This is a genomic window from Aliirhizobium wenxiniae (assembly GCF_014201355.1).
Taxonomy (GTDB): domain Bacteria; phylum Pseudomonadota; class Alphaproteobacteria; order Rhizobiales; family Rhizobiaceae; genus Neorhizobium; species Neorhizobium wenxiniae.
Genome location: NZ_JACHEG010000009.1, coordinates 129,366 through 145,784, shown reverse-complemented (window position 1 = coordinate 145,784; position 16,419 = coordinate 129,366). Strand labels below are relative to the sequence as shown.

16 protein-coding genes are annotated in these 16,419 nt (G+C 59.2%); 6 read left to right on the top strand and 10 right to left on the bottom strand.

Annotated features, from left to right (window positions below):
* Positions 1-42: 42 nt before the first annotated feature.
* The 6 genes from HNQ72_RS25930 (at position 43) to bfr (ending at position 6,309) form a co-directional block, all read left to right on the top strand.
* Entirely contained in the window at positions 43-522 is a 480-nt protein-coding gene (locus HNQ72_RS25930) for a formate dehydrogenase subunit gamma (protein WP_183996778.1), read from the top strand.
* Positions 519-2,075: a formate dehydrogenase beta subunit gene (locus HNQ72_RS25925; RefSeq protein ID WP_183996776.1), complete on the top strand. Its 1,557-nt coding sequence runs from the start codon at positions 519-521 to the stop codon at positions 2,073-2,075. Before HNQ72_RS25930 ends, HNQ72_RS25925 begins: the two co-directional genes overlap by 4 nt.
* A gap of 84 nt (positions 2,076-2,159) precedes the next feature.
* Positions 2,160-5,039, top strand: a complete 2,880-nt coding sequence (gene fdhF / locus HNQ72_RS25920; RefSeq protein WP_183996774.1) for a formate dehydrogenase subunit alpha — start codon at positions 2,160-2,162, stop codon at positions 5,037-5,039.
* Positions 5,040-5,113: 74 nt separating this feature from the next.
* A complete protein-coding gene (locus HNQ72_RS25915; protein ID WP_183996772.1) occupies positions 5,114-5,386 on the top strand; it encodes a formate dehydrogenase subunit delta in 273 nt (90 codons plus the stop codon).
* A 160-nt stretch (positions 5,387-5,546) separates the two neighbouring features.
* Positions 5,547-5,858: a (2Fe-2S)-binding protein gene (locus HNQ72_RS30750; protein WP_148143767.1), complete on the top strand. Its 312-nt coding sequence runs from the start codon at positions 5,547-5,549 to the stop codon at positions 5,856-5,858.
* Positions 5,824-6,309, top strand: coding sequence for a bacterioferritin (gene bfr / locus HNQ72_RS25910; RefSeq protein ID WP_183829518.1), 486 nt, complete (start codon positions 5,824-5,826; stop codon positions 6,307-6,309). Before HNQ72_RS30750 ends, bfr begins: the two co-directional genes overlap by 35 nt.
* 67 nt (positions 6,310-6,376) lie before the next feature.
* On the opposite strand, the gene HNQ72_RS25905 is transcribed toward bfr, so the two are convergent.
* The 10 genes from HNQ72_RS25905 to obgE all read right to left on the bottom strand — a co-directional run bounded on the left by HNQ72_RS25905 (position 6,377) and on the right by obgE (position 16,347).
* Positions 6,377-6,919 (bottom strand): RNA pyrophosphohydrolase, encoded by a 543-nt coding sequence (locus HNQ72_RS25905; protein WP_183996770.1) that lies wholly within the window; start codon positions 6,917-6,919, stop codon positions 6,377-6,379.
* Between the two features lie 13 nt (positions 6,920-6,932).
* The gene (locus tag HNQ72_RS25900) at positions 6,933-8,123 is read right to left on the bottom strand and encodes a divergent polysaccharide deacetylase family protein (protein WP_183996768.1); all 1,191 of its coding nucleotides are present in this window, start codon (positions 8,121-8,123) and stop codon (positions 6,933-6,935) included.
* A 70-nt stretch (positions 8,124-8,193) separates the two neighbouring features.
* Positions 8,194-9,525 (bottom strand): S41 family peptidase, encoded by a 1,332-nt coding sequence (locus HNQ72_RS25895; RefSeq protein WP_183996766.1) that lies wholly within the window; start codon positions 9,523-9,525, stop codon positions 8,194-8,196.
* Positions 9,515-10,891 (bottom strand): murein hydrolase activator EnvC family protein, encoded by a 1,377-nt coding sequence (locus tag HNQ72_RS25890; RefSeq protein ID WP_373289495.1) that lies wholly within the window; start codon positions 10,889-10,891, stop codon positions 9,515-9,517. Before HNQ72_RS25890 ends, HNQ72_RS25895 begins: the two co-directional genes overlap by 11 nt.
* Positions 10,892-11,020: 129 nt before the next feature.
* Positions 11,021-11,503: a 23S rRNA (pseudouridine(1915)-N(3))-methyltransferase RlmH gene (rlmH, locus tag HNQ72_RS25885; RefSeq protein ID WP_183996761.1), complete on the bottom strand. Its 483-nt coding sequence runs from the start codon at positions 11,501-11,503 to the stop codon at positions 11,021-11,023.
* Positions 11,504-11,606: 103 nt separating this feature from the next.
* A complete protein-coding gene (rsfS, locus tag HNQ72_RS25880; protein ID WP_183996759.1) occupies positions 11,607-11,996 on the bottom strand; it encodes a ribosome silencing factor in 390 nt (129 codons plus the stop codon).
* 191 nt (positions 11,997-12,187) lie between these two features.
* Entirely contained in the window at positions 12,188-12,784 is a 597-nt protein-coding gene (locus HNQ72_RS25875) for a nicotinate-nucleotide adenylyltransferase (RefSeq protein WP_183996757.1), read from the bottom strand.
* Positions 12,785-12,834: 50 nt separating this feature from the next.
* Entirely contained in the window at positions 12,835-14,115 is a 1,281-nt protein-coding gene (locus tag HNQ72_RS25870; protein WP_183996755.1) for a glutamate-5-semialdehyde dehydrogenase, read from the bottom strand.
* Positions 14,105-15,289, bottom strand: coding sequence for a glutamate 5-kinase (proB, locus tag HNQ72_RS25865; RefSeq protein ID WP_183996753.1), 1,185 nt, complete (start codon positions 15,287-15,289; stop codon positions 14,105-14,107). The genes HNQ72_RS25870 and proB overlap by 11 nt, the downstream gene beginning before the upstream one ends.
* Entirely contained in the window at positions 15,286-16,347 is a 1,062-nt protein-coding gene (gene obgE, locus HNQ72_RS25860) for a GTPase ObgE (RefSeq protein WP_183996751.1), read from the bottom strand. The genes proB and obgE overlap by 4 nt, the downstream gene beginning before the upstream one ends.
* Between the last annotated feature and the right edge of the window lie 72 nt (positions 16,348-16,419).

The following is a 16,419-nucleotide window of genomic DNA, read 5'->3' as shown; positions in this document are numbered from 1 at the left end:
CGAGGAGGACAGGCTTGCGGCATCTGCCGGGAGGCCATGTTCATGACCATGCGAAATTCCGCTGATGAGATCGCCCAGCGGTCACGCCAGATCATTCGTGGCCAGAAGCATCTGGAGGGGCCGATGCTGCCCATTCTGCATGCGCTTCAGGCAGAGTTCGGTTACATCCCGGATATCGTCAAACCGGTCATCGCCGATGAACTCAACATTTCCCGCGCGGAAGTCCATGGCGTCATAACCTTCTATCCCGAATTTCGTGATCATCCGGGAGGGAGGCATATCCTGAAAATCTGTCGCGCCGAAGCCTGTCAGTCGATGGGCAGTGACGATCTCGCAGATCGCGTTCGCCAGTTGCTCGGAATTGATTTTCACCAGACGACACCTGACGAAGCGGTGACGCTCGAGCCCGTCTATTGCCTGGGCCTGTGCGCCTGTGCGCCCGCCGCCATGCTGGATGGCGAGGTTTATGGCCGGGTCAACGAGCACTGTCTTTCCGAAATCGTTGGGGAGTTAGGTCGATGACGATAACGATTTTCGTCCCTCGCGATGCCGCATCCCTGGCGCTTGGCGCCGAAAAGGTTGCGGCAGCAATCACAAGCGAGATCGCAGCCCGCGGTATCGATGCCAGGATCGTGCGCAACGGCTCTCGTGGCATGTTCTGGCTGGAACCGCTGGTCGAGGTGCGTACCGATCACGGCCGCGTCGCTTACGGACCGGTAAAAGCCTCGGATATCAAGGGCCTGTTCGATGCTGGTTTTCTGTCCGGCAAGGCTCATCCTCTCTGTCTTGGGCTGACGAAGGAAATTCCCTTTCTTCGTCAGCAGACCCGCCTGACCTTCTCTCGCTGCGGAGTAATCGATCCACTGTCACTGGAGGACTATCGCCATTACCAGGGACTAAAAGGGCTGGAAAAGGCGATTGCGATGCCACCGGCGGAGATTGTGGCGCAGGTCACCGAAAGCGGGCTGCGAGGGCGCGGCGGTGCCGGTTTCCCCACCGGCATCAAGTGGAAGACAGTGATGGAGGCGGTGGCCGACCGGAAATACATCGTCTGCAATGCCGACGAGGGAGACAGTGCCACCTTTGCCGACCGGATGATCATGGAAGGCGATCCCTTTGTTCTGATCGAGGGCATGGTGATCGCCGGCATCGCGACCGGCGCGACCAAGGGATATGTCTACACCCGCTCCGAATATCCGCACGCGATCGCCACAATGAGCGAGGCGATCGGCATCGCCCGGGAGGCCGGCATTCTCGGCCCCTCCGTACTTGGCTCCGACCACGCCTTCGACATCGAGATACGTGCGGGTGCAGGCGCCTATGTCTGTGGTGAGGAAACCTCGCTGCTGAATTCGCTGGAAGGCAAGCGCGGCATCGTCCGTGCCAAGCCACCGCTTCCAGCATTGCAGGGTTTTCTCGGACGCCCCACCGTCGTCAACAATGTCATTTCGCTTGCATCCATCCCGGTCATCATGGACCGCGGCGCGGCTTTCTACCGGGATTTCGGCATGGGGCGCTCACGCGGCACGATCCCGATCCAGATCGCCGGCAATGTGAAATATGGCGGGCTCTTCGAAACGGCCTTCGGCCTGTCGCTTGGCGAGATCGTCGATCATATCGGCGGCGGCACGGCCACGGGACGACCGGTGAAAGCCGTGCAGGTGGGCGGCCCGCTCGGTGCCTATTTTCCGCGCGCGCTGTTCGACACGCCATTCGATTACGAGGCTTTTGCCGCCAAGGACGGACTGATCGGCCATGCCGGCATTACCGTGTTCGACGATACCGTCGACATGCTGAAACAGGCGCGCTTCGCCATGGAATTCTGCGCCATCGAAAGCTGCGGCAAGTGCACGCCCTGCCGGATCGGCTCCACCCGTGGCGTCGAAACGGTCGACAGGATCGGCCGCGGCATCGAGCCGGACAAGAACAAGGTGCTGCTCGCCGATCTCTGCAATACGATGAAGTTCGGTTCGCTTTGCGCGCTCGGCGGTTTCACCCCCTACCCTGTGATGAGCGCGATGACGCATTTCCCGGAGGATTTCTCCCCAGTGCCGTTGGCGGAGGCTGCGGAATGATGAGGTTGGACTTTTTCTTTTCAGCGCCGCTTACTTCCATCATCTGGACAGTACGAATGCCGATCTCCAGCAAGGAGGCACGTCATGTCTCTCATCCATGAAATCGACTACGGCACGCCTGCATCCCGCTCTGAAAGACAGGTGACCCTGACGATTGATGGCCGCGCCGTCACCGTTCCTGAAGGCACGTCGATCATGCGGGCCTCGATGGAGGCGGGCATCCAGATCCCGAAACTCTGCGCCACGGACATGGTGGATGCCTTCGGTTCCTGCCGCCTCTGTCTGGTGGAGGTCGAAGGCCGCAATGGCACGCCTTCCTCCTGCACTACGCCCGTTTCACCCAACATGGTCGTCCATACCCAGACCGGCCGGCTGAAGGATATCCGCCGTGGTGTAATGGAGCTTTATATCTCAGATCATCCACTCGACTGCCTCACCTGCGCCGCCAATGGCGACTGCGAATTGCAGGACATGGCGGGTGCCGTCGGGCTTCGTGACGTTCGTTACGGTTATCAGGGGGAAAATCATGTGCGCGCGCGCAACGACGATGCCATCAACCCGAAATGGATGCCGAAGGACGAATCCAATCCCTATTTCACCTATGATCCTTCGAAATGCATCGTCTGTTCGCGCTGTGTGCGCGCCTGCGAGGAAGTCCAGGGCACGTTCGCGCTGACGATCGAGGGGCGCGGTTTCGAAAGCCGGGTCTCGCCCGGTGCGCACGAGCATTTTCTGGATTCCGAATGCGTGTCCTGCGGAGCCTGCGTGCAGGCCTGTCCTACCGCGACACTGACGGAAAAATCGGTGATCGCGATCGGTCAGCCGGAGCATTCGGCCGTCACCACCTGTGCCTATTGCGGCGTCGGCTGTTCCTTCAAGGCGGAAATGCGCGGTGAGGAACTGGTGCGCATGGTGCCGTGGAAGGATGGGCAGGCCAATCGCGGCCATTCCTGCGTCAAGGGACGTTTTGCCTATGGTTACGCCAGCCACAGGGACCGCATCCTTAACCCGATGATCCGCGAGAACATCTCCGACCCATGGCGGGAAGTGACTTGGGAAGAGGCGTTTTCGCATATCGCCACCGAGTTTCGCCGCATCCAGTACCAATATGGCCGCGACGCCATCGGCGGCATCACCTCGTCGCGCTGTACCAATGAGGAGACCTTTCTCGTCCAGAAACTGGTGCGCGCCGGTTTCGGTAACAACAATGTCGATACCTGCGCCCGCGTCTGCCACTCGCCAACCGGCTACGGCCTCGGACAGGCGTTCGGCACTTCGGCCGGCACGCAGAATTTCGACAGTATCGAGCAGTCCGATGTGGTCATCGTCATTGGCGCCAACCCGACCGATGGGCATCCGGTCTTCGGCTCGCGGCTGAAAAAGCGGTTGCGACAGGGTGCAAAACTGATCGTCATCGATCCGCGCCGCATCGACCTCGTCAGAACACCGCATGTGGAAGCAGCCTATCACCTGCCGCTGAAACCCGGCACCAATGTCGCCGTCATGACGGCGCTGGCACATGTCATCGTCACCGAGGGCCTGGCTGCGGAGGCGTTCATCCGCGAGCGCTGCGACTGGTCGGAATTCGAAGACTGGGCCGCTTTTGTTTCCGACAAAGCCCATAGCCCGGAAGTGACGGAAAGCTTTACCGGCGTTCCGGCCGATCTTCTACGCGGCGCCGCCCGGCTGTTTGCCTCCGGCGGCAATGGCGCGATTTATTACGGCCTAGGCGTTACCGAGCACAGCCAGGGTTCGACGACGGTGATGGCGATCGCCAACCTTGCCATGGCGACGGGCAATATCGGCCGGCCGGGCGTCGGCGTGAACCCCCTGCGCGGCCAGAACAATGTTCAGGGTTCCTGCGACATGGGCTCGTTTCCGCATGAATTGCCGGGCTATCGCCATATCTCGGACGATGCCACGCGCGACACATTCGAAAAACTCTGGGGCGTGACGCTGAACAACGAGCCGGGCCTGCGGATTCCCAACATGCTGGATGCAGCCGTCGAAGGCACGTTCAAGGGCATCTACATTCAAGGCGAGGATATTCTGCAGTCCGACCCTGATACCAGACATGTCTCGGCCGGGCTCGAAGCCATGGAATGCGTTGTTGTGCACGACCTTTTCCTTAACGAGACGGCCAATTACGCCCATGTCTTTCTGCCGGGCTCGACCTTCCTCGAGAAGGATGGAACCTTCACCAATGCCGAACGCCGCATCAACCGCGTACGCAGGGTGATGACCCCGAAGAACGGCCTTGCCGATTGGGAGGTGACCCAGAAGCTTGCACAGGCGATGGGGCTGAACTGGAACTATGCCCATCCATCCGAGATCATGGATGAGATCGCCGCAACGACGCCGAGCTTCGGGATGGTTTCCTACGACTATCTCGACAAAATGGGCTCGGTACAGTGGCCGTGCAACGAGGCGCATCCTAAAGGTTCGCCGATCATGCATGTCGACGGTTTCGTGCGCGGCAAGGGCAAATTCATTCGCACCGAATATGTGGCGACCGACGAGCGCACCGGACCACGCTTCCCGCTGCTGCTTACCACCGGGCGTATCCTGTCCCAATACAATGTCGGGGCGCAGACGCGTCGGACCGAAAACGTCATCTGGCACGCCGAGGACCGGCTGGAGATCCATCCGCATGACGCAGAGCAACGCGGCATCAAGGATGGCGACTGGATCAAGCTTGCGAGCCGCTCGGGCGATACCACGCTTCGGGCACAGATTACCGACCGGGTATCGCCGGGCGTCGTCTATACGACCTTTCACCACCCGGATACGCAAGCCAATGTCATCACTACCGATTTCTCCGATTGGGCAACCAACTGTCCGGAATACAAGGTGACGGCAGTACAGGTTTCTCCGTCCAACGGCCCGACGCAATGGCAGGAGGACTACAATGATCTGTCCAACCGCTCACGTCGCATCGCAGGCAAAATACAGGCAGCGGAGTAGAGCCGGTCAGGATCGCACCGAATCCGTGTTAACCTCGGAAATCCTCCGCCTTGCGGATACAAAGGAGCTCATCGATGTCGCATGATCAGGGGCGGGAAAAGCTGATCAGAATGGCAAATCAGATCGCCACTTTCTTCATGTCACAGCCGGAAACCGACAGAGCAAAAGGCGTTGCCACCCACATTAACAAGTTCTGGGAGCCACGGATGCGCAGGCATCTGTTCGAATGCCTGGATGAAGGTGCAGACGGACTGATGCCGCTGGTGGTCGAAGCGTCAACCTTGATCCACCGACCATCCTCGCAGGCAAAACCCGGGACAAGCAACGGCATTGCAAAGCCACTCTGAGGCTGGATTGCAAGGTTGAAACGCTTTGCGCCATATCCATGGTGGCGAGGCTTGGCAATTTAGCAGCTCGTGATTAAGCAGAACAGGATTTTTCTTGACATCCCCGGTCTTCTTTCTCAAAAGAAGATAGCGTTGGTCATGTTTGACAGGTCTACCGGAAATGCTCGTCTGCAGCTGCAATTACATCACGGACAAGGAAATCAAGGACGTCATCGTCCAGCTTCTTGACGAAGACTGTTGGCAGCTCATCGTACCGGCGAAAGTCTATCACGCCATGAGCAAACGCGGCCGCTGTTGCGGCTGTTTCCCGAACGTGGTGGATCTGATTATCCGCACGACCGAAGAATATCATGCCCTGCGTCACTCGACGGAGGACGAAGTCGTTATATATTTGTCTCGCTTGAAGCAGTTCCATGAGGAAAACAGGAGAGCGGACATTGAAAGGCGACAAAAGAGTCATCGAGCGGCTTAACGAGGCTTTGTTCCTCGAACTTGGGGCCGTTAATCAATACTGGCTGCACTATCGTCTTCTGAGCGACTGGGGTTTCACCAAGCTCGCAAAGAAGGAACGCGCCGAATCCATTGAAGAGATGCAGCATGCCGATCGCCTGATCGATCGCATCATCTTCCTTGAGGGCCACCCCAATCTCCAGACGGTTGCGCCGCTGCGTATCGGCCAAAATGTCAAGGAAGTGTTGGAAGCCGATCTTGCCGGCGAATACGACGCCCGTACAGCGTACAAAGCCTCTCGTGATCTCTGTCACGAGGCAGGCGACTACGTTTCCATGAAGCTGTTCGAAGAACTGCTGATGGATGAGGAAGGTCATATCGACTTCCTTGAAACGCAGCTCGACCTGCTGACGAAGATCGGTGAGGAACGTTACGGCCAGCTCAACGCGGAATCGGCCGACGCTGCAGAGTAAATAAGCAAAGACCCGGCTTTCGGGCCGGGTCTTCTCTCGTCTTTGCTGTTCACGGTAGCGCCGGGACTCAGGCCGCTGCCAGATATGAAAATTCCGCAACCACCTGATCGTAGACCTGTCGCTTGAACGGAACGATCAGGCCGGGAAGCTCGGCCATGGGCTTCCAATCCCAGGCGTCGAATTCCGGCGAATGGCCACCCGGCGGCGGATTGATGGCAATCTCGCTTTCATCCCCCTCGAAGCGGAAGGCAAACCAGCGCTGGGTCTGCCCGCGATATTTTCCCTTGAGCCCGATACCGATGAGATGCGCCGGCAGATCGTAATTAATCCAGTCCTTCGATTGCGCAAGCAGGGTTACCGTCTTCATGCCGGTTTCCTCGTAAAGCTCACGATAGGCGGCAGGCAGTGCGTCTTCTCCCTTGTCGATGCCGCCTTGCGGCATCTGCCAAAGCTGCGGCGAGCCATCATATTCGCTGTTGCCTTCGGAGATCCTTCGGCCGGCCCAGACCAGTCCGCCACGGTTGAGCACCATGATGCCCACACAAGGCCGATACGGCAGGTCTTCCGCCTTCACCGTTCCACTCTTCTTGGCCTCGTCTTTTTTGGCCATGCTTCACTCTCCGTCAGGGTTCGCTTTTATCGCGCACGATCGCAGACACGCCAACGATCTCGATGCCGCGCTGGGTCGCCTCTTCCGCCCACTTCCTTACAGCATCGATGCTCTCGTCGTAAGCGGCAGCAACGCCGATCGCCGTTCCCTGCCTGTCTGCGATGCGGCCGAGTTCATCGAGCTTGCGAAGAATGGCCTGGGTCTGAACCTGCCCGTCGAGAACGACATCGGCAAAGGCATGAGGTAGCTTGACGGCATCGGATACGGAATTCGTCTTTGAAAGAGAAGACGTCCCGTCATCGAGGAAAAGCAGTCCACGCTTCGCCACGTCCTGCAGCACCGGGCGCAGCGCCTTTTCATCCGAAAGGTAACGTGCGCCCTGATAATTGACGATACCGGTATAATTGGTGACCCGCGCCATGGCCTGGTGCAGGCGAACGATATTGTCCTTGGCGGAACTCGCCGTCAGCAGAGTACCGGGCCCCGGATCGTTCGCCGGATAATCGAACGGCTCGAACGGAACCTGCAGTAATATTTCATGCCCCTTGCGCCGCGCTTCCTGCATCCAGCGCTGCAGGCTGTTACCGCTCGCCGCGAATGCTAGGGTCACTCCCGCCGGCAATTGCTGGACGGCCTTCTGGCTGCCAGTCTGGCTGAGGCCGAGGCCACTGATGACGATCGCAACCCGTGCGCCCCTCTCGCCCGACCATGGCCTTGCATATTGGTCCATGGGACGCAGACCGTCGGCGCCGATGATCGGCAGCTTTCCGTTCTCGGTTTCTTCGACAAGATCGGGGTTCGGCTGGCCGGCTATCCGCGGATCCTGGCCCATCCTTTGCGCATCGATGACCAGTGGCCCGGTCCGGTCACGCGGCGTATATTTGGTAACGTAGTTTCCGTCGCCCGTGGGAATGCGCTCTATATTGGCGCCCGACGCCGTACGTTCGGGAGACGTGGCCGATTGCGGGGCACGATCAGCACTATCCGCCTCTTTCGAAGGATCGGGTTTGCCTTCGGACGCCGTTTGCGCGCCATTGGCGGCAACCCGCCTGAGCCCGTCGTCTTCCTGTATGACGTAGATGGAAAGAGCGATAACGCAGACTATCAACACACCGGCGCATAAAACGGCCTTGTAGCCACGCCACGACCGTTTCGTCTTCGATGGCCGCCCTTGTCCCAAGGGTGCATGGAGATCAGTACCCAAGCTAATATCCGTGCTATCCCGCGGTCATGAAAAATCCGGGGGACCCGCTCAGGCTCCCCCGGTACTGTTCTTACTTCTTGACGGCGGCTGCAGCCTTGTCCGGGCTGGCCGGGAAGCTAGGATCCGTCTTTGTGCCATTGAGAAGATCCATAGCATAGTTCAGCTGGATGTCATCCTTGGCTTCCGGTGGCACATAGGCCGCGGAACCGGAGCCTTCTTCCGTCTCGGCATTGCCCTGAATATGGCCCTTGAGGCTGGATTCGCCCTCGGCCTTCAGCTTGCCCTGCAGTTCCGGCGGTAGCGGCTGCTCGACCTTGATGTCCGGGTTGATGCCCGTACCCTGGATCGACTTGCCCGATGGCGTGTAATAAAGCGCAGTCGTCAGGCGTAATGCACCAGCATCGCCAAGCGGAATGATCGTCTGGACGGAGCCCTTGCCGAAGGAACGAGTACCGACGACAGTCGCCCGCTTCAGGTCCTGAAGCGCACCAGCAACGATTTCCGAAGCCGAAGCTGAACCGCCATTGATCAACACGATAACCGGCTTTCCGTCAGTCAGATCGCCCGGGCCAGCATTGAAGCGGCGGGTTTCGTCGGCATTGCGACCGCGGGTGGAAACGACTTCACCACGCTCCAGGAAGGCGTCCGACACGTTGATCGCCTGGTCCAGGAGACCGCCCGGATTGAGACGCAGGTCGAGAACGTAACCCTTCAGCTTGTCGGCCGGAACATCGGCTTTGATCTTCTTGATCGCCTTTTCTAGATCATCATAGGTCTTTTCGGTGAACGAGATGACGCGAACATAACCGACGTTACCGCCTTCTACACGGGACTTCACCGCACGCACTGCGATAACGTCACGAACAACGGTGATTTCGAGCGGCTTGTCGGCGCCCTGACGGATGACGGTAAGCTTGATCGGCGTATTGACCGCACCGCGCATCTTTTCGACGGCATCCTCAAGCTTCAGGCCACGAATGGACTGGCCGTCGATTTCAGAGATGAAGTCGCCGGCAAGGATACCAGCCTTCGAAGCGGGCGTGTCGTCGATCGGCGCGATGACCTTGACCAGCTCGTTCTCCATCGTCACTTCGATACCGAGACCGCCAAATTCACCGCGGGTCTGGGTCCGCATGTCTTCGGCATCCTTGGCATTCATGAAGCTCGAATGAGGATCGAGCGAGCTTAGCATGCCGTTGATCGCGTTTTCGACAAGCTTCTCTTCGTCCGGCGCCGTCACATACTGGGCGCGAACACGTTCGAAGACGTCACCGAAAATCGAAAGTTCCTTATAGGTCGACGCTCCGGCTGCCTGGGCCGGCACGCCGGCCGAATAGATGACACTCATCGCTGTAGCACCCATGAGTGCACCGACGATGACAAGCGAAGCCCTACGAATCATTTCGCGCCCTTCCAGTTTCTTTCGCTGACCACCATGGCTTGGAATCAACCGTGGTGTTGCCGTTTCTAAATTCAATGTAAAGCGTTGGGCGATCCGTTTCCAGCGCCAACGCAGTTGCACTCGCCACTCTTTTCTCGCCCATCACGGCGATCGGCTCACCGCTGAAGACAAAACTTCCCTGACGGACGTTCACATCCTTCATGCCGGTGAAGACCACGTAATATCCGTCACCGACATTGAGAATGATCGTCTGGCCGTAGCTTCTGAACGCTCCGGCAAATACGATCGAACCATCCGCCGGCGCGGTCACGATGGCCCCGGCATTGGAAGCGATGGTGATGCCCCGCGCCGTATGGCCTGTCCCGTCGGGATCGCCGAACCAGCGTACGACATCGCCTGCCACCGGAAAGGTCAACTTCTGCCTCAGACTTGAAAACGCATATGCTGGCGCAATGCGGTTTTTGTCGGGCACACCGTTTTCGGCAAGCTCCCTGGCCTTCTCACGCTCGGCCTGTGTGAGACGTTTCTGTCGCTCTTCTTCAGCCCTGGCCGCTTCCATGGCTTCCCTCACCGAAGATATTTCGCTCTCCAGCGAGGAAATGAGCCCTTCGAGCGAGGTCGCACGGCCTGCCAGCACCTCGGAACGCCGCCGTTCAGCCTCGAGTTCCGCCGTATTCCGGCCGTTCAACTTTTCGTTTTCAGCCAGAAGAAGATCCATCCGCTTGTCTTCTTCAAGGCTTGCCGCAATCGTGTCCGACACGGCCTGCTTTTCACTTGCTGCGGCACTGCGCGTCTCGCTCAGGGCCTTCAGGTCGGCGACGAGACGTTCGGCCTCCGCACGCATGCCCGGCACGACAGCACCGAGAAGAATGGCGCTGCGCACGGAAGCAAGCGCATCCTCCGGCTTCACCAGCAGTGCCGGCGGCGGGTTGCGCCCCATCCGCTCAAGTGCACCGAGCACTTCCGCAAGTACACCCCGGCGACTGCGAAGGGACGCACGAATTCCGTCTTCCTGCACGCCGAGGGCAGCGATCTTCTTTTCGCTTTCCTGGATCTTCCGCTCCAGATCCTGCCGCTTCTTCGCAGAATCGATTAGGGCCTGACGGATATCGGCACTATCCTTGTTGGTCTGTGCAATGCTTTTCTCGATATCGGAGATCTTGTCTCCGGACAGTTGCATCGTCTTGCCGAGCGCTTCGAGTTCCTTGCGCGTCTCTTCCTGCTTCTGCTGCAATTCGGCAGTCGGCCCGGCAGCCTCGACCGGTGCCGCACTCACGATGCCATCGCTGGGCGACGCGGCATCCTGCGCATGAAGCACCTGCGGAACTGCCAGCAGAAGACCGGCAACGGCCAGCGTGCTGACCAAGCCTGATCCATATCTGGCAGGTCTTTTCCGACTGGCGTCCATGTCCGCTCCGAGTGATAGAATGCGAAGGCTAGGCTGATTTGCTAAGCCACGCCACAAACAACATCGTGTTTGAGCCTGAACGAAAGGTTAAACGCGGTGATAGGGGTGGCCGGAAAGGATGGTCACGGCGCGGTATAATTGTTCTGCGATGAGAATGCGGACAAGCTGATGCGGCCAGGTCATCGTCCCAAGGTTGAGAACCAGGTCCGCCTTGGCGCGAAGCTCCGGGTCAAGACCATCAGCACCGCCGATTGCCAGCATCATGTCACGCTTCCCGTTGTCGCGATAACGACCGATCGCATCCGAAAAAGCCTGACTGTCCAGCGTCTTGCCGCGTTCGTCCAACAAAACGAGGATGGCGCCCTCCGGCAGGGCCTTTTCCAGGGCGCCGGCTTCCTCGCGCTTGCGGGTATCGGCATTTGATGCGCGGCTCTCCTGCACCTCCACTAGTTTCGCCAGTTCCAGGCCCACGGCGGGGCCGGCCTTGGCGAAACGGTCGAGATAACGGGACGCAAGGTCCTTCTCCGGGCCGGCCTTGAGCCGTCCCACGGCAAAAAGAGTAATACGCATGTCCTGATCCGTCTAAATTCGAACAGCCGAAAACCACTGTACCGGCGCGTGACGCCAGTCTTGCTTTAACGGCTTCCGACGGTTCAGGCCAAGCCCAAACCGCTCAGTGCAGCAGAGGTCCTTCTTCGATCTCCGGAGCCGCCCACATCTTTTCGATGTTGTAGAACTCGCGGATTTCGGAACGGAACACGTGCACGATCACATCACCCGTGTCGATCAGAACCCAGTCACCGCTTTCCTGGCCCTCAACGCGCGGGGATCCAAGCCCCTCGTCCTTGAGGTCGGTGACAAGATGGTCGCAGATCGCCATGACATGACGGCTCGATCGCCCGGTGACCACAACCATGTAGTCGCCCAGCGCCGATTTGCCGGCAATATTGATGGTGACGATATCTTCTGCTTTTGAATCCTCAAGGCTGGTGAGGATCAGTTCGAGAGCACGAGCTGCGGCATCGGCGCCACGTTCGGAACTCTGCGGGAGGATGGAAACCATCTTTCCCTTGGCGTGTACTGTTGTCAGGGTTTGTCCTTTCTTACCAGGTAACAGCAACAAGCACTTTCAGCGAATCCGATCAAGGTCGGCCGCTTTGGTGAAGGTGGCACCGAATGGTTAATCTTTCAAGGGAGAACCACCAGAAGTGAACGCATGACGCGAAACTGTCATGTGCAAAATTCCCGAAAGGATCAAGGTGAAGTCTTGCGGCCATTCGCGCGAAGCGCGGTCGAACTCAGTGTCGATCGCGGACCATGAATGAAGGTCCAGGCCGGAGCCTGCCTCTTCCACAGCGTCCCGATATCGTCCTCATCCACCCGAGCGTAATCGAAGGTGCGCGCCATTTTCGACGACAGGAATGACAGGGTTGCACCCGGCCGATCGACGACCGCGATCGGGAACATCGAGACGATCTCGCGCCATTTCTGCCAGAGGTGGAAGGACTGCAAGCTATCTGCCCCCATGATCCAGACAAAATGGGCCTGGGGATTTTTGGCTTTCACATGGGCAAGCGTATCGGCCGTATAGGAGCCGCCGAGTGTCTTTTCAAAGGCGGTAACCTTGATGCGCGGATCGCGGGCAAGATGCTCGCTCAGCGAAATTCGCTCGCCAAGAGGCGCAAGCTCGCTACGGCTTTTCAGCGGATTTCCAGGCGTCACCATCCACCAGAGCTGATCGAGGCCGAGACGGCGCAACGCAATTTCGGCGACCAGCAGATGGCCTTCATGCGGCGGATTGAAAGACCCGCCGAAAAGCCCGACGGCCATGCCGCGCTCAATATGCGGCATGGTCAGATATCGGCGATCTATCTTCTCTTCTTCCACGTCGGGCCGAAGCTCTATGGACGGATCTGGCCGGTGCCATGCACCCGGTACTTGAATGAAGTCAGCTGCTCGACGCCAACCGGCCCGCGGGCATGCATCTTGCCGGTCGAAATGCCAATCTCGCCACCCATGCCGAATTCGCCGCCATCGGCAAATTGCGTGGAGGCATTATGCAGCAGGATGGCGGAATCGATCTCGTTGAAGAAACGCGCCACAACGGCCGGGTCTTCGGCAATCACCGCTTCCGTGTGGCTGGAAGAGTAGGTGTTGATGTGCCGGATCGCTCCATCGATGCCGTCAACGACCGCGACGGAAATGACCGCATCCAGATATTCCGTGCGCCAGTCTTCTTCCGTTGCAGCTTCAGCCGTCGGGCAGGCAAGCAACACTTCAGCCGATCCACGGATTTCGCAGCCTGCGTCTTTAAGCGCCTGCAGAAGCGGTACGAGATGCGTGCTGGCAACGGCCTTGTCGACCAGCAGCGTTTCCGCTGCGCCGCAGACACCGGTGCGCCGCATTTTGGCATTCACGACGATCTTCTTTGCCATGTCGAGATCGGCAGATGCATCGACATAGATATGGCAGAGACCCTCAAGATGGGCAAAGACTGGCACGCGCGCCTCATTCTGAACGCGGGCGACAAGGCTCTTGCCACCGCGCGGAACGATGACATCGATCGCACCATCGAGGCCGGACAACATGGCACCGACGGCGGCGCGATCGGTCGTCGGCACGATCTGGATCGCATGCTCCGGAAGACCGGCAGCCTTGAGGCCTGCGACAAGGCAATCATGGATAGCCTGCGATGATTGCGCCGAATCCGAACCGCCGCGCAGGATAACCGCATTGCCGGCCTTCAGGCACAATGCGCCGGCATCCGCTGTCACATTGGGGCGGCTTTCATAGATCACGCCGATGACGCCAAGCGGCGTACGGACACGCTCGATATTCAATCCGTTCGGGCGATCCCAGGCGGTAATTACCTCTCCGACCGGGTCCTTGAATTCGGCAATCTCGCGTAAGCCCTGCGCCATTCCGGAGATACCTTTTTCCGTCAATGTCAGGCGATCGATGAAGGATGGCAGCAGTCCCTTGCCTTCCACCTGCTTCAGGTCCTCGGCATTGGCCGCAAGAATCCTGGCCGTGGCAGCGACCATCGCATCCGCCATGGCGTGAAGCGCCTCGTTCTTCGACTGCGTCGATGCAATGGCGAGCTGACGCGCAGCCGCCTTGGCATTGCGACCGATCTCGGCCATGATCTTGTCGATATCGACCGTCGAAACCTTATCCAGCATGGACTACACCCTCTTTGCGGCTCGCCTTCGCCCGAAGCCCGCCCGTCATCACCAAGTCGCCGCGATGAACCATCGCGGCACGGCCGGCATACCCCAATATCGCCTCGATCTCGGTAGATTTCCGGCCTGTAATCTGGCGCGCCTCATCGGCATCGTAACTGACCAGACCGCGGGCAATCTCAAGCCCATCCGTACCGATAATGGCAACCGTATCACCGCGATGGAAATGACCTTCGATCCGACGAACGCCCGCTGGTAGCAGGCTTTTACCCAGGCCGAGCGCCTTTTCCGCACCGCTGTCGACATGAAGCTCACCCGCCGGCTGCAACTGCCCGGCAATCCAGGTCTTGCGCGCGGTAACCGGCGCTTCGGACGGCGCGAACCATGAGGAGCGTGTTCCCTGCTCGATCGCCTGCAGCGGGTGGTCCGTCTTGCCGGATGCGATAATCATCGCGCAGCCGGCACCGGTCGCGATCTTGCCGGCATCGATCTTGGTGCGCATGCCGCCGCGCGACAGTTCCGAAGCAGCTCCACCGGCCATCGCCTCGATCTCGGGCGTGATTGCGGGAATGATGTCCAGGAATTTCGCATCAGGATCGAGATGCGGAGGCGCGGTGTAAAGCCCGTCGATATCCGACAGAAGCACCAGCAGATCGGCCCCGGTCATCGTCGCGACACGTGCAGCCAGCCTGTCATTGTCGCCATAACGAATTTCCGAGGTCGCGACGGTATCGTTCTCGTTGATGATCGGCACGGCACCGATCTTCAGCAACTGCTTGATGGTTGCGCGGGCGTTGAGGTAACGGCGGCGCTCTTCCGTATCGCCCAAAGTCAGCAGGATCTGGCCGGCGACAATCGCGTCACGCGACAGGCTTTCAGACCATGCGCGCGCAAGCGCAATCTGGCCAACCGCAGCGGCCGCCTGGCTTTCCTCCAGCTTCAGAGCACCGGCAGGAAAGCCGAGAACGGTACGGCCCAGGGCGATTGCGCCCGAGGACACGACGAGAACATCGCCCCCCGCAGCCTTCAACGCAGCGATATCGCTGCAGATGGAATCGAGCCACGCGGATTTCAGCCCGGTCTTGCGGTCGACGAGCAGCGCCGAGCCGATCTTGATGACGACCCGGCGATAGCTGGAAAGCGCCTTGCGGTTATTGGTATTCCCGCCGGTCATAGCTCCTCATCCTCGTCATAGTCCTGCACTGATGCGGATCTGTCCGGAAGGGTCGTCTCGTCACCTTCACTGGCTTCGAGAATGACGTCACGAAGGGCACGCAAGACTTCCGTCATGCCCTTGCCCGTCGCGGCGGAAATCAGGAACGGCGTCTGGCCGCAGGCCTTCTCCAGTTCCTTCGCCTTTTTCTTCAGTTCCTTTTCATCCAGGATATCGATCTGCGACAGAGCAACGATTTCCTGCTTGTCGGTCAGGCCGCCGCCATAGGCCTCAAGTTCCGCCTTCACCGTCTTGTAGGACTGGCCGACCTTCTCTTCCATCGACGAGACGAGATGGAGCAGAACGCGGGTGCGCTCCACATGGCCGAGGAAGCGGTCGCCGAGACCAATCCCTTCATGGGCGCCTTCGATCAGGCCTGGAATATCGGCAAGCACGAATTCGCGTCCATCAATGGCCGCAACACCGAGATTGGGGTGAAGCGTCGTGAACGGATAATTGGCGATCTTCGGCCGGGCACGGGTGACCGACGCAAGGAAGGTCGACTTGCCGGCATTCGGCAGACCAACGAGACCGGCGTCGGCAATCAGTTTCAGACGCAGCCAGACTGTCTTTTCCTCGCCTTCAAGGCCCGGGTTCGCCCAGTTTGGCGCCTGATTGGTCGGCGACTTGAAATGCGTGTTGCCGAAACCGCCATTGCCCCCCTTGGCCAGACGAAATTTCTGACCTTCCTTGATCATGTCGACGATCAGCGTTTCGTTGTCTTCCTCGAAGATCTGCGTGCCGACAGGCACTTTCAACGTCACGCTGTCGCCATTGGCGCCGGTGCGGTTGCGGCCCATTCCATGAATGCCGATCGCCGCCTTGAAATGCTGCTGGAAGCGGAAATCGATCAGGGTGTTGAGACCGTTCACCGCCTCGACCCAGACGTCGCCGCCGCGTCCGCCGTCGCCACCATCCGGCCCGCCGAACTCGACAAACTTTTCCCGCCGGAACGAGACTGCACCCGCGCCACCGTCACCGGAGCGAATATAGACTTTTGCTTCGTCGAGAAATTTCATCTTGCTGCCGTCAGTCTTGTGTTACGCAACGTCATCAGGGGTTTCTGGACGCCTTCTTTAGCGTTTCGATAC

Bases quoted from the DNA above. Each gene is read 5' to 3' on its own strand.
- HNQ72_RS25930 (WP_183996778.1), top strand. From the start codon at position 43: ATGACCATGCGAAATTCCGCTGATGAGATCGCCCAGCGGTCACGCCAG.
- HNQ72_RS25925 (WP_183996776.1), top strand. From the start codon at position 519: ATGACGATAACGATTTTCGTCCCTCGCGATGCCGCATCCCTGGCGCTT.
- fdhF (WP_183996774.1), top strand. From the start codon at position 2,160: ATGTCTCTCATCCATGAAATCGACTACGGCACGCCTGCATCCCGCTCT.
- HNQ72_RS25915 (WP_183996772.1), top strand. From the start codon at position 5,114: ATGTCGCATGATCAGGGGCGGGAAAAGCTGATCAGAATGGCAAATCAG.
- HNQ72_RS30750 (WP_148143767.1), top strand. From the start codon at position 5,547: ATGCTCGTCTGCAGCTGCAATTACATCACGGACAAGGAAATCAAGGAC.
- HNQ72_RS25905 (WP_183996770.1), bottom strand. From the start codon at position 6,919: ATGGCCAAAAAAGACGAGGCCAAGAAGAGTGGAACGGTGAAGGCGGAA.
- HNQ72_RS25895 (WP_183996766.1), bottom strand. From the start codon at position 9,525: ATGATTCGTAGGGCTTCGCTTGTCATCGTCGGTGCACTCATGGGTGCT.
- rlmH (WP_183996761.1), bottom strand. From the start codon at position 11,503: ATGCGTATTACTCTTTTTGCCGTGGGACGGCTCAAGGCCGGCCCGGAG.
- rsfS (WP_183996759.1), bottom strand. From the start codon at position 11,996: ATGGTTTCCATCCTCCCGCAGAGTTCCGAACGTGGCGCCGATGCCGCA.
- HNQ72_RS25875 (WP_183996757.1), bottom strand. From the start codon at position 12,784: ATGCCGCATATTGAGCGCGGCATGGCCGTCGGGCTTTTCGGCGGGTCT.
- HNQ72_RS25870 (WP_183996755.1), bottom strand. From the start codon at position 14,115: ATGCTGGATAAGGTTTCGACGGTCGATATCGACAAGATCATGGCCGAG.
- proB (WP_183996753.1), bottom strand. From the start codon at position 15,289: ATGACCGGCGGGAATACCAATAACCGCAAGGCGCTTTCCAGCTATCGC.
- obgE (WP_183996751.1), bottom strand. From the start codon at position 16,347: ATGAAATTTCTCGACGAAGCAAAAGTCTATATTCGCTCCGGTGACGGT.